Origin of the sequence: Alteribacter keqinensis (assembly GCF_003710255.1) — a bacterium.
Taxonomy (GTDB): Bacteria; Bacillota; Bacilli; order Bacillales; family Salisediminibacteriaceae; genus Alteribacter; species Alteribacter keqinensis.
This window is the reverse complement of record NZ_RHIB01000002.1, coordinates 698,870-712,003: the sequence shown is the minus strand read 5'-3', so window position 1 is coordinate 712,003 and position 13,134 is coordinate 698,870. Positions and strand designations below refer to the sequence as shown.

Below are 13,134 nucleotides of genomic sequence, written 5' to 3'. Positions count from 1 at the left end.
AATTATCATGAACGTTGATGTATGGTCGGACATTGTCTGCCCGTTCTGCTATATCGGCAAGCGTCGGTTTGAGCAGGCTCTTGACCGCTTTGAACATAAACAAGACGTTACTCTGGCATTCAAGAGCTTCCAGCTCGATCCGAATGCCGAGAAAAATTCAGGTAAAACAATGCACGACATTTTATCAGCAAAATACCAGATGAGTCTTGAACAAGCACGTCAGACAACGAATAACGTAGCTGCTCAGGCAAAAGAGGTGGGTCTGGACTACGACTTCGACGCTATGGTTCCGACCAACACCGCAGATGCCCACCGCCTCAGCCACTATGCGAAACAGGAAGGGAAAGTGGACGCCCTGATGGAGAAGATTATGCACGCCTTTTTCACTGAGGGAAAGAACATCGGCGATCACGAAACCCTTGAGAGTCTGGCTGAAGACGCAGGTCTGGATAAACAAGAAGCGTCCCGCATACTCAAAGGAGATGCGTATGCCGGCGAGGTGCGCTCTGACCAGGAAGAAGGGGCGAAACTTGGTGTACAGGGAGTCCCGTTCTTTGTTTTTAACGGGAAGTACGCCGTATCCGGTGCGCAGCATGCAGATGCTTTTCTTGAAGTCATGGAGAAGGTGTGGAAAGAAGAGCAGGAACAAAAGCCTCTTACGGTGCTGAATCAGAAAAATAATACCAACTGTGATGACGGTTCCTGCAATATATGAACCTGAAGCTGTCTGTTTTTAAGCAGGCAGCTTTTTTTGAATGAGTCGAAAAAAATGAAAAGAGTAAAGAGGGAGGGGGTGGAGTGGTAATCGCATAAAAAGCAAAAAAAGTGACACGGCAGGAGCTGGTCCGCCGCACCACTATTTTTAGTCCTGGCTGTTGACTGAATCGAGCTCTAAAAGGAAATAGTCCCGGTCCTCCATTTTTTCGATGTGATCTGCCGCTTCCTTTGCTTTTTCAAAGTAATAGTTACATTTCCTGCGATTATTGCAAGCATAATATGCCCGTGCCAGCGCTTCATAGGCAAAGGCCAGATCAAAACCTCCAATCTGATTGTCTGTACAGATCTCAAGACAGTGCTTAGCGTGATAGACGGCACTTTCTGCCATCCCTGTCAGAGCGTAAACCCTTGAAATCTGCCATTCTCCCCGGGCAAACTCAACAGGAGTTCCAATCTCACCCCAGTGAAAACGGGAAGCGTGTGCGGTATGGATCATCAGTAAATCATCTGCCGTTGTCCGCTCGTTCTTTTCAATCAGGTCCCAAGTGGCATTAAAGTTGTGTACGGCTTGCTTTTTATGCCAGTCGTGGACGGACAGCGTCTGGTCTTTCATATAAATACCTCCGGAATTTCAGTAGTTTTTATACAGATTCCATAAAACCATGGAAATTCCTGCTTCAAAAATGAGTGCTGCAGTAGTAGAGAAACTTCCTGCATGCTCTTTACTTTGGATACCCTGAAAAGACAATTTTGGGGCATTCTAAACCTCTTATCGATGTTCTAAGCTTCGTTGATAACCAGAGGATAAGGATAACCTTACCAAAAAGACCGCATGCCTATTTTCATACACCATGTTGTGAATAATTAGCATGGGTGTCTGTTTTCGTAAAGATTGCTGCTTTTACTGATAAAGGTAATGAAGCCGAAGTGCCTGAGACTCCTGCGGCAGTGACGAGCATTTACATCTCGAATGAGCTTCGAGTTGCTTCGACGCAGATAGCTGCGAAGCGTAACCGGAAGAGGAAGAAGCATGGTGATTTCTCCAGGCTTGCCGGCACCGCCACGGAAAGCGAAGGGCACATAGGCTTCATCTTCATTTTCTGTACAATGATTGAAGTGAACTATGCAAAAACAGTGAGTGGAAGATGTCCCTGCGAAAGAATCATTTAAATAAATATCCGGTTTTTACGGCAAAAAAAATCCGCCACTTTTACAGTGACGGATTGAGTTGAGCGGGCATCAGGCGAGACAGGACAAAAAATTGTCCCTCGCCAATGCTTGTATAGCTGGTAATTTTGCAAGATCCACATTGCCGCCGCTCACGACGACACCACAATGTTGGGATGAAAGTTTCGCCCCGTGAACGAGAAGGGCAGCAATTGCTGCAGCTCCCGCTCCCTCTACGAGGGTTTTCTTTCTCTCAAGCATATACATCATGGCAGTTGCAAGATCGTTTTCTGACACAGTGACGATATCATCCACATACTCATGAATGACCGGGAGCGTATTAGCACCCGTTTTTTTAACAGCGATTCCTTCAGCAATCGTTGAAACCGTCGTTAAAACTTTTGGTCCCTGCTTGTGAAACTGATTGTAGGCAGCGCTTGCGGCCCGTGCCTGAACACCTACAATACGAATATCAGGCTTGATGTGTTTGGCAGCAACCGCAATTCCAGAGATAAGACCGCCGCCGCCGATCGGGACGATGATGGTATCAAGATGCGGCTGGTCTTCCAGCATCTCAAGAGCAATCGTTCCCTGGCCGGCCATAACATCGGCATCATCAAAGGGGTGAACGAATGTTGCTTTCGTTCGTGCCTGCTCTTTACAAGCAGCTTCGTAAGCTTCCTGAAACGATTCACCAGTCAGAACAGTCTTTGCTCCGTAATTTTGTGTAGCAAGAACTTTGGCATTAGGGGTTTTCTCCGGCATAAAGATCGTTGCCTGAACGCCTCTTTTCGCAGCGGCAAGAGCAACGCCCTGGGCATGATTTCCTGCTGACGCGGCAATCACACCTCTTCTGCACTCTGCATCAGTGAGACGGGAGAGTTTATAGCATGCTCCCCGTAATTTAAATGCGCCTGTTTTCTGCTGGTTTTCCATCTTCAGGTACACGCTTTTTCCGGTCATTTTATTCATGGTATTGGATGTGGTGAGTGGCGTACGGTGTACATTCTCTTTCACGTACTTGTGCGCCTCAATCACCTTTTGTCCTGTTAAGCAATTCCCAACGTCTTCACGCTCCTTGTTCAAATTGTGTGATTTTTTCTTCAAGTGTTAACGTAATCGAGATATCGTCCCAGCCATTTAACAGCATTTCTTTATGATAGCCGGGGATGGAGAAGCCTGCTTCAAAGCCGTCGTCATCACGAACGATCTGCTTCCCAAGGTCTACAGTAATGGAACACGTATGATTTTCAGCTTTCTTTAACACCTCCTGGACTTCGTCTTCCGTGAGCTGAACCGGTAAGATGCCGTTCTTTACACAGTTGTTGTAAAAGATATCGGCAAAGCTTGAGGCAATGACTACTTTAAAACCATAGTCCTCAAGCGCCCATGGTGCATGCTCACGGGAAGAGCCGCAGCCAAAATTTTCACCGGCCGCCAAAATACTTGAACCATCATACTTTGGGTTATTTAATATAAAATCCGGCCGGGGATTACCATCATCGTCAAAACGCCAGTGATAAAAAAGAAACTGGCCGAAGCCCTGACGCTCAATTCGTTTTAAAAACTGTTTTGGAATAATCTGGTCTGTATCTACGTTGGCCCGGTTTAGAGGGGTCACAACGCCTGTGTGTATACGAATCGGTTCCATTGTGTGTTACCTCCTTAAGATGATACGGGCTCGCTCGTAAGTGTTCGTACATCTACAAAGCGTCCCTCAATGGCAGCAGCAGCGGCCATCTCCGGACTTACAAGGTGGGTTCTTGCCCCATTTCCCTGTCTGCCCTCGAAGTTTCGGTTTGATGTAGAGGCACATCGCTCGCCAGGAGGGATGACATCATCGTTCATCGCGAGACACATACTGCATCCTGCTTCCCGCCATTCAAAACCTGCTTGTTTAAAAATGACGTCGAGCCCTTCTTTTTCAGCTGCGGCTTTCACGCTTTTTGAACCAGGTACGACAAGTGCTGTAACAGATGGCTTCACTTTTTTCCCTCTAACGACCCCGGCAGCTTTACGTAAGTCACCAAGCCTGGAGTTTGTACACGATCCGATAAACACGTGGTCCACCGTAACAGAGGATATCGGTTCATTTGCTTCAAGACCCATGTACGTAAGAGCACGGCTGATCTCATCTTTTTCTCCGCTTTTTTCACAAGCTTCAGGGTCAGGAACATTGGCACTGACCGGTATACACATGCCGGGGTTTGTACCCCAGGTCACCTGAGGCTCAACTTTTTCTGCGTCGATTTCTACAGTAGCATCGTACTTGGCTCCATCGTCTGTAGCAAGAGTCTTCCAATTCTCTACAGCTTCGTCAAAAGCCTCATCCTTTGGTACATGACGGCGGCCTTTCAAATACTCAAATGTCGTTTCGTCAGGAGTGATTAAACCGGCACGGGCGCCTGCTTCAATACTCATGTTACAGACGGTCATCCGTTCTTCCATCGTAAGGTTCCGGATCGCTTCACCTGTGTATTCAATCACATAACCGGTGCCAAAACGAACACCGTATTTTCCGATAATGGCAAGGATAAGATCTTTTGCAGTTACCCCTGTGCCAAGCTTTCCGTTTACTTTAACGTTCAGCGTCTTTGGAGGGGCCTGCCAGAGTGTTTGTGTAGCCAGGACGTGCTCGACTTCACTGGTACCGATACCGAATGCGAGGGCACCAAAGGCTCCGTGGGTAGATGTATGGCTGTCACCGCACACAATGGTCATGCCAGGCTGTGTAAGGCCAAGCTCAGGTCCGATTACGTGAACGATCCCTTGGTCAGGGTGGGTAATGTCCGCAAGCCGGATACCAAACTCGTCACAATTGTGCTTCAATGTTTCCATTTGCTTTTTTGAAACAGGATCATTCACTACGAGCTGATTAATGGTAGGGACGTTATGGTCCATCGTAGCGTAGGTCCGGTCGGGACGGCGTACGGTGCGTCCTTTCATCCTGAGGCCCTCAAACGCCTGTGGAGAAGTGACTTCATGGATGAGGTGAAGGTCGATGTAGAGAAGGTCAGGCTTTCCTTCTTCCTGATGAACCTGGTGCTGTTCCCAGATTTTCTCGACAATGGTTTTTGGTCTGGTCATTGTATCAACTCCTTGATTTTTGACTTTTGCGTAAAGGTGTTTTCGTGTATATTTTTCAGCCAGTTGTTGATTTCCGCTCCTTTGCGCTCCCTTTCCGCGGGCGGCTCGATCCTCGACGCTTTGGATTTGCGTCTTCGGGGTCTCCCCGGAACTCGCTTTTCCCGCAGGAGTGTCGCGCAATCGCTCCAATCAACGCTTTTTTAAACAAGTGGACGTTTACCTTCCTGCTTCGAGGTCTCATTCTGAGGCCTAAACCTGAAAGAGAAAGAGTCTCGGATGCTTCGGCTTCTTCCTTTTTTAATAAAATGACCTATAACTTCGAAAACAGCCTTTAGTTATGAGAAGGGAAGGGGGGAGGGGGTGACACCCGGTCCCTCCAAAATTCCTTATGCGTAGCAACTCATGATGCAATTAGATGTGCTTTCTGATTTGATATATTCGACTACTTTTTCGGTCATTTCTTTTGTTCTGAGCTTCTGACCGCCATGTACTTGAAGGTCAGCTGTATGATAGCCGCGGTCAAGAGCTTCTTTAACGGCATTTTCAATAATCTGTGCCTCATGATCGAGGCCGAATGAATGGCGGAGCATGAGAGCAGTGGATAAAATCATTGCCAGGGGATTTGCAATCCCTTGACCGGCAATATCAGGGGCTGACCCGTGCACCGGTTCATAAAGCCCTACACCGTCTTCGCGGACGCTTGCCGAAGGGAGCATTCCAAGAGATCCTGTAAGAACCGAGGCCTCATCACTTAAAATGTCCCCGAACATGTTTTCCGTTACGATAACGTCAAACTGGGAAGGGTTCGTGATCAGCTTCATGGCTGCGGCATCAACGAGAAGGTGTTCTACCTCAACATCCGGGTACTGGGCTTTTTTCTCTTCTACCACTTCACGCCACAGCTTACTCGATTCAAGAACGTTTGCTTTATCAACCGATGTGAGCCGATTACGGCGGAGCTGTGCACTTTCAAACGCCTTATCAACGATACGTTCAATTTCATGACGGGTATAGGACAGCGTATCTACAACGGATTGACCGTTATTCTGCCTTTCACTCGGGGTGCCGAAGTAAAGGCCTCCGGTCAATTCCCTAACGATTAGCAGGTCGCTGTCTTTTACGACTTCTTCTTTTAATGGAGAAGCGTGGAGGAGCTTTTCAAACCCTTTAACCGGCCGCAGGTTGGCAAAAAGACCAAGTGCTTTCCGGATACCGAGAAGGCCTTTTTCGGGACGGAGGTGGGAGGGATACGTATCCCATTTCGGACCTCCAACAGCGCCTAAAAGGACAGCATCGGCTTTTTTGCACGCTTCAACAGTCTGATCGGGGAGGGGAGTGCCATGTTCATCCACGGCACTGCCTCCAATCGATTCAGTCTGATAGGAAAACGAATGACCATATTCTTCACTGACAGTATCCAGGACAGCTTTTGCCGCTTGAATGACTTCCTGCCCGATCCCGTCACCGGGTAAAAGTACGATGTTTTTTGTCATTGCAGTTTCCTCCTTTTATAGTTGAGCTGCCTTTTTTGGCTCGTGTGATTTGTTAAACAGATAACGGTTAACAGCGTTCAGAAATGCTCTGGCTGAAGCTTCAAGAACATCCTGGGCGGTACCGCGGCCGCTCACATCTTCTCCGTTAACATACATTTTCACGTACACATCAGCCAGTGCATCCCGGCCTTTGCCAACAGAGTTGAGCTGAAAATCCGTAAGGTTAATTTTTTCTTCCATTAATGCCTCGAGTGTATTGTAAAGGGACTCAACACTTCCCTGACCGGTTCGGGCCGTTTCAACATGCTCACCTTCCGGAGTGTGAAGAGCAACGGTTGCCGTTGGCAGGTTAGAAGAACCGTACTGAACCTGGAAAGCGTGAAGTTCGTATTTCTTCACATTCGTCACGGCTGTCTGAATGTCTGTAAGAATCGTTGCGAGATCCTCGGCTGTGACTTCCTTTTTCCGATCAGTAAGTGACTTGAATGTTTTAAAAGCTTCATTGAGTTTCTCATCTGACAGTTCGTAACCGAGCTGCTCGACTTTATCTTTAAAAGCACGGCGTCCGGAGTGTTTCCCGAGGACGAGATTGTTAGACTCCACACCTACAAGAGCAGGGGTGATAATTTCATAGGTAGAAGCATTTTTCAATACCCCGTCCTGGTGAATGCCTGATTCGTGAGCAAAGGCATTGCGGCCGACAACTGCCTTATTGCCTGGAACGACCATGCCAGTAAGTTTGGAAACAACATCGCTCGTTCGCTTGATTTCTTTTAAAACAAGGTTTGTTGTATAAGGGTATTGATCTTTTCTAATGTTTAATGCTACCGCCAGTTCTTCCAGTGCGGCGTTGCCGGCCCGTTCACCGATGCCGTTGATTGTGCCTTCCACCTGAGTTGCGCCATTTTCCACTGCAGCAATCGTGTTGGCTACAGCCATCCCCAGGTCGTTATGACAGTGTGCGGAGAGCTGGACACGAGCGATGTTTGGCACCCGCTCCCGGACCGTCTTGAACAACCGGCCGTATTCCTGCGGCGTCGCGTAGCCCACAGTATCTGGAAGGTTAATGACGGTAGCTCCGGCATCAATCACTCTTTCAATAATGTTGACGAGAAAGTCCATGTCGGAGCGGGTAGCATCCTCTGCGGACCATTCTACGTGAGGGAACTTTTCTCTGGCGTATTTGACCATTTCAACGGCCTGCTGTGCTACTTCCTCCGGTGTTTTCTTGAGTTTGTAGGTCATGTGGATAGGGGAGGTCGCAAGGAAAATGTGCAGCCTTGGCTCACTTGCCCCTTTTAGTGCTTCCCACGCTGTATCGATATCCGATTTTTTCGCTCTTGCAAGACCTGTTACACTAGCATTTTTAACCGTGTCGGCTACCGCTTTTACCGCTTCAAAATCACCTTGGGAGGAGGCGGGAAACCCAGCCTCCATAATGTCGACCCCAAATCGTTCCAGATGTTTCGCAATTTCAAGCTTCTCGAGCTTGTTGATATTGACTCCCGGAGACTGTTCGCCATCGCGCAAGGTGGTATCAAAGACGTTAACGTGGGGCATTCGAGACCACTTCCTTCTTGGATTTTTTAGGCTGCTGTGCCGCTTTGACAAATGGCATCAATTCACGAAGCTCGCGGCCGACTTTTTCAATCTGATGTTCGCTTTCCCGTTTATTGACTGCGTTGAACTGCGGACGGTTAACCTGGTTCTCAAGGATCCAGCCTTTCGCAAATTCACCGTTTTGGATATCAGAGAGTACTTCTTTCATTCGTTCTTTCGTTTCTGCATTTACAACGCGTGGTCCTGAAACGAAGTCTCCCCACTGAGCTGTATCAGAGATGGAGTAGCGCATGCCTTCAAGCCCGCCTTCGTACATGAGATCAACGATAAGTTTGAGTTCGTGTAAACATTCAAAGTAAGCGACTTCCGGCTGGTATCCAGCTTCGGTTAACGTTTCAAACCCTGCTTTTACAAGGCTTGTCAGCCCGCCGCATAATACAGCCTGCTCTCCGAAGAGGTCTGTTTCTGTTTCTTCCTGGAAGGAGGTCTCAAGAACTCCTGCACGCCCGGCTCCGATTCCTTTAGCGTAGGCAAGTGCCAGTTCTTTTGCCTGACCTGTGTAATCCTGCTCGATTCCGTAAAGGGCAGGTACCCCGGCTCCTTCTGAGTACGTGCGGCGTACGAGGTGCCCCGGTCCTTTTGGTGCAACAAGAAATACGTCAACGTTGGATGGAGGCACGACTTGGTTAAAGTGAACGTTAAATCCGTGTGCAAAAACAAGAGCGTTTCCTTCGTCCAGGTTTGGCTTGATGCTTTCCTCGTAAACTTTCGGCTGGTGCTCGTCAGGGAGAAGGACCATTACAACCTCCGCCTGTGCTGTCGCTTCGGCTACTGTTGCCACCTGAACGCCGTCTTCTTTTGCTTTGTCCCATGACTTTCCTTTTCTTAGTCCTACAACGACGTCAAATCCGGATTCTTTTAAGTTTAGTGCGTGGGCGTGGCCCTGTGATCCGTATCCGATTACTGCTACTTTCTTTCCTTTTAGAAGATCTTCCTGAATGTCGTTATGATAAAGTACTTTTGCCATGAGTGGTCATCCTTTCAAATTTGGGTTGTTTGGTTTGGTCTCTTCTAATCTCTGCTCAGCTTTTTTTGCTCTGTTAAATATGAATGTTGATTCATCGTTTCAACTCCAACATCCAGACGAAATCATCTCTTTTAATCTCTTTTATTTCATCATTGCAGAGTAGGAGTTGAGTTCTGCCACCTGGGGCTGCTGGCCCCGGAGGAAGGCGGTCATTCCGGTTCTTGCAATCTCCTTGATTCCGTAAGGGCGGAGGAGGTCAATCAGTGCCTCGATTTTATCCGGCTTTCCTGTCACCTGGATGGAAAGGCTGTCTTTACTGACATCGATAATGGATGCTCTGAACGGTTCAATAATCCCTTTCATCTCGTTTATGAGATGTCCGTTACTTACCACTTTAATAAGGGCAAGTTCCCGGGCCACGATCGCTTTATCTGTTATATCAGATACTTTCAACACGTCAATTTGCTTGTGAAGCTGTTTTGTAAGCTGTTCAAGCTTCTGGGAGTCGGCAATTTCAACGACAAAGGTCATTTTGGAGATTCCTTCTGTTTCTGTTTTGCCGACAGATATGCTTTCGATATTGAACTGTCTTCGCTGCATCAGTCCTGTGAGACGGTTAAGAACGCCACTTCGATCCTGGACGAGTGCAGTAATAATTCGTTTCATGGTCTCACCCCTATCATTTCGTGGAGGCCTTTGCCTGGTGCGATCATCGGGTAGACGTTCTCAGCCTGGAGTACTCTGGCGTCTAGAACGACCGGCCCGTCGTAAGCAAACACTTCAGGGAGTACTTGAACGAGCTCTTTCTGGCTGTCGACTTTCATTGCTTTCAGGTAATAGCTTTCGGCCAGTTTTACAAAATCAGGCTGGCATCCAAGCAGGGATTCTGAGTAGCGTTTATCATAGAAGGCTTCCTGCCATTGGCGTACCATGCCGAGTGCTTCGTTGTTAACGATGATGACCTTAACCGGAAGCCCCCGCTCCTGAAGCACGCTCAGCTCCTGCATCGTCATCTGAAAGCCGCCGTCACCGACAATGGCAACGACTGTCCGGTCCGGTTTCGCAAGCTGGGCGCCGATTGCGGCAGGGAAGCCGAAGCCCATTGTGCCAAGGCCTCCTGATGTTACCCACCGGTTTGGCTCATTAAAGGAATAATATTGAGCTGCCCACATCTGATGCTGTCCAACGTCCGTAGTAACAATCGCTTCGCCGTTTGTCATCTCGTGAACCTTTTCCATCAGCCACTGGGGACACATTTCCTGGTCCGGTTTGTTGTACCAGAGAGGATAGCTTTTTTTGTTGTTGTTCAGTTTTTCCATCCACTCTGTATGATTTGGATGCTTTGCTGCCTGACGGTTCAGTTCAGCCAGTGCTTCTTTTGCATCCGAAACAATCGGAATATGAGTGGTGACGTTTTTACCGATTTCAGCCGGGTCAATGTCGATATGAGCGACCGTGGCATTCGGAGCAAAATGCTTAAGGTTTCCTGTTAATCTGTCGTCAAACCTAGCACCTACATTGATAAGAAGATCACATTCATACAGGGCCATGTTTGCTGTATAGGTTCCGTGCATTCCCGCCATCCCAAGTGACAGTGGACTTTTCCCCGGGAAGCACCCGAGCCCGAGAAGGGTAGTTGTCACAGGAAGGGAATGGTGCTCTGCAAAAGCTCTCAGTTCCTGTGAAGCTTTTCCGTGTATGACACCTGCACCGGCTAATATGACTGGCTTTTTTGATTGTGCAAGGGCGTCAGCCAGTTTTTTAACCTGCAGCGGATTCGGCTTTATTGTCGGCTGGTAGCCGGGAAGGTAAAAAGATGCATCATAATGGTCATCACACATGTTTGCGCTGATATCTTTAGGCACATCCACTACAACAGGTCCCGGTCTGCCGGTACTGGCTATGTGAAAAGCCTCTTTCACGATTCTTGGCAGATCCCGTACATCTTGAACCTGGTAGTTCTGTTTTGTGATCGGAGTTGTAATTCCCATCACGTCCGCTTCCTGAAAAGCGTCCGTTCCAACAACTGTTCTGGCAACCTGACCGGTGAAGACGACGAGAGGGAGGGAGTCCATCATGGCATCTGCAATTCCGGTGATTAAGTTGGTAGCGCCAGGTCCTGATGTGGCAATCACAACGCCCGGCTTTCCGGATACTCTTGCGTACCCTTCAGCTGCATGAATAGCACCTTGTTCGTGCCGCGTGAGGATATGGGAGAACTCATCCTCGGCTCTGTAAATGGCATCATAAATCGGTAATACCGCACCTCCCGGGTATCCAAAAATCGTGTCCACCTTTTCCTCAACCAATGTCTGGATGAGAAGGTCTGCTCCGGTTTTCGTCTGAACAACCGCTTCACGGCCTGCCTTTGCATCTAAATTCACGTTTCTATCCCTCCTGTAATCAGAATTATCAGGTAATTATTTGTGCAACGTTCCCGTGGAACGAAACTTTCGAGTTTAAAACTGAAAAAGTCCCTTCCTCTCGCGCTAAACCACACGTATGCGGTTTAACGGGGAGAAAAGGACTTCCTTTTCACGGTACCACCCGGATTTGCAGCATTTTCGCAAATACTGCCTCAAAGAGCTGGCGAATCTTCTTACCAGTTCCTTTTTGATAACAGGTAGTTTTGATGCTACCTGATTAAGCCTACTGCCAAAGGGTTCAGCTTAACACTCAGGGACGATGTCGAAGCAGGTAGCATTTCCGGGCTTCCAGCAACCCCGGCTCTCTGTAAATGCAACGTATCTGCTTCTTTATTCCCTTCAACGTTTTTAACACTATTGATTTTTCAAATGCCGCTTGTCTTAGCTTACATGTGATTGTTTTTCTTCTTGGTCGTAACATTTCACGCCGTCCTGAGTGACGAGTTTTCGGAACTCAGACAGTAAGTGGTTCGTAACTTTACCCGGCTTACCATCCTGAATCTTACGGCCGTCAACTTCTACAACAGCGATAACTTCAACAGCTGTACCCGTCAGGAAGACTTCATCGGCCACATAGACATCGTGTCTTGTAAACGGTGATTCCTTCAGCTCGTAACCTTTTTCACGTGCCAGATCGATAATGGCGTTCCGTGTAATACCTTCAAGCGCTCCCAAATAGACAGGAGGTGTATAGATGGTGCCGTTTTTTATGATGAAGATATTATCGGCAGAGCCTTCGGTTACATATCCCTGATCATTTAACATTAAGGCCTCGTCAACCCCTGCCTGGTTGGCTTCGAGTTTTACGAGGATATTATTTAAATAGTTAAGTGATTTAACCTGGGGACTCAAAACGTCCGGTCTGTTCCGGCGGCTGGCAACACTGCCGACCCTGAGTCCTTTTTGATACAGTTCCATAGGAAAGAGGGCCAGCTCTTCAGCTATGACGATAACCCGTGGCTGTGAGCAAAATGCAGGATCCAGTCCGAGGTTTCCGGCACCGCGGGAAACAACCACGCGGATATAAGCACTCTCTAATTTATTTCTTCGCACAGTCTCGACAATAATCTGTTCCATCTCCTCCTTTGTGTATGGAACATTTAACATGATGGACTGAGCGGAATCATATAGCCTGTGGATGTGTTCGTCGAGTTTAAAGACGTTACCGCTGTAAACGCGAATCCCTTCGAACACCCCGTCTCCGTAAAGAAATCCGTGATCGTAAACCGATACAACGGCATCTTCTTTTTTGACAAATTCGCCACTCAGATAAATCCATTGAGTATTACTCATACATAACCACTCCTTTCCTTTAATGATTAAACGCTTTAATTTGTTGAAACCTGGAATAAAAGAAAGAACCTTGCATGATCTTCATTTGTTTGAAGTTCAAAAAGGCCGTTCATCAATAAACCGTTGGATAATGCCCGCCAGTACCTGTCGGAACGTTTATCTTGTTTGTGATGTTGACGATAATCTTACAACCATAAAAAACTCAGGTCAACAGGTTTTTTTAAATAAATCAGACAATTTTAAATAATAAAATTTAGAATCCTCCTGTAACCCTTGAGGCAAGTGACTTGGAAAGTTTTCTATTTCACAATGTAAATTTTTTCGAAGCGCTTACATGAGCGGTGGCTCAGTGCTTTATAGGTGG

11 protein-coding genes are annotated in these 13,134 nt (G+C 47.6%); 1 reads left to right on the top strand and 10 read right to left on the bottom strand.

The window, feature by feature from the left end; translation table 11 throughout:
* Window positions 1–7: 7 nt before the first annotated feature.
* Window positions 8–715: a DsbA family oxidoreductase gene (locus EBO34_RS14805; RefSeq protein ID WP_122899884.1), complete on the top strand. Its 708-nt coding sequence runs from the start codon at window positions 8–10 to the stop codon at window positions 713–715.
* A gap of 147 nt (window positions 716–862) precedes the next feature.
* On the opposite strand, the gene EBO34_RS14800 is transcribed toward EBO34_RS14805, so the two are convergent.
* The 10 genes from EBO34_RS14800 to ilvE all read right to left on the bottom strand — a co-directional run bounded on the left by EBO34_RS14800 (window position 863) and on the right by ilvE (window position 12,770).
* Window positions 863–1,330 carry a hypothetical protein gene (locus EBO34_RS14800; protein WP_122899882.1) on the bottom strand — a complete coding sequence of 156 codons (468 nt, stop codon included), beginning with the start codon at window positions 1,328–1,330 and terminating at the stop codon, window positions 863–865.
* Window positions 1,331–1,956: 626 nt separating this feature from the next.
* Window positions 1,957–2,901, bottom strand: coding sequence for a threonine ammonia-lyase (gene ilvA / locus EBO34_RS14790; RefSeq protein ID WP_122900147.1), 945 nt, complete (start codon window positions 2,899–2,901; stop codon window positions 1,957–1,959).
* A 52-nt stretch (window positions 2,902–2,953) separates the two neighbouring features.
* Entirely contained in the window at window positions 2,954–3,535 is a 582-nt protein-coding gene (leuD, locus tag EBO34_RS14785; protein ID WP_122899878.1) for a 3-isopropylmalate dehydratase small subunit, read from the bottom strand.
* 14 nt (window positions 3,536–3,549) lie between these two features.
* On the bottom strand, window positions 3,550–4,971 hold the full coding sequence (leuC, locus tag EBO34_RS14780) for a 3-isopropylmalate dehydratase large subunit (protein ID WP_122899875.1): 1,422 nt from the start codon (window positions 4,969–4,971) through the stop codon (window positions 3,550–3,552).
* 386 nt (window positions 4,972–5,357) lie between these two features.
* Window positions 5,358–6,464 (bottom strand): 3-isopropylmalate dehydrogenase, encoded by a 1,107-nt coding sequence (gene leuB / locus EBO34_RS14775; RefSeq protein ID WP_122899873.1) that lies wholly within the window; start codon window positions 6,462–6,464, stop codon window positions 5,358–5,360.
* A gap of 15 nt (window positions 6,465–6,479) precedes the next feature.
* Window positions 6,480–8,024: a 2-isopropylmalate synthase gene (locus EBO34_RS14770; protein WP_122899871.1), complete on the bottom strand. Its 1,545-nt coding sequence runs from the start codon at window positions 8,022–8,024 to the stop codon at window positions 6,480–6,482.
* A complete protein-coding gene (gene ilvC / locus EBO34_RS14765) occupies window positions 8,011–9,051 on the bottom strand; it encodes a ketol-acid reductoisomerase (protein ID WP_122899869.1) in 1,041 nt (346 codons plus the stop codon). The genes EBO34_RS14770 and ilvC overlap by 14 nt, the downstream gene beginning before the upstream one ends.
* Before the next feature lie 141 nt (window positions 9,052–9,192).
* Entirely contained in the window at window positions 9,193–9,717 is a 525-nt protein-coding gene (gene ilvN, locus EBO34_RS14760) for an acetolactate synthase small subunit (RefSeq protein WP_122899867.1), read from the bottom strand.
* Entirely contained in the window at window positions 9,714–11,435 is a 1,722-nt protein-coding gene (gene ilvB, locus EBO34_RS14755) for an acetolactate synthase large subunit (RefSeq protein ID WP_122899865.1), read from the bottom strand. The genes ilvN and ilvB overlap by 4 nt, the downstream gene beginning before the upstream one ends.
* Window positions 11,436–11,858: 423 nt before the next feature.
* Window positions 11,859–12,770, bottom strand: coding sequence for a branched-chain-amino-acid transaminase (gene ilvE, locus EBO34_RS14750; RefSeq protein WP_122899863.1), 912 nt, complete (start codon window positions 12,768–12,770; stop codon window positions 11,859–11,861).
* Between the last annotated feature and the right edge of the window lie 364 nt (window positions 12,771–13,134).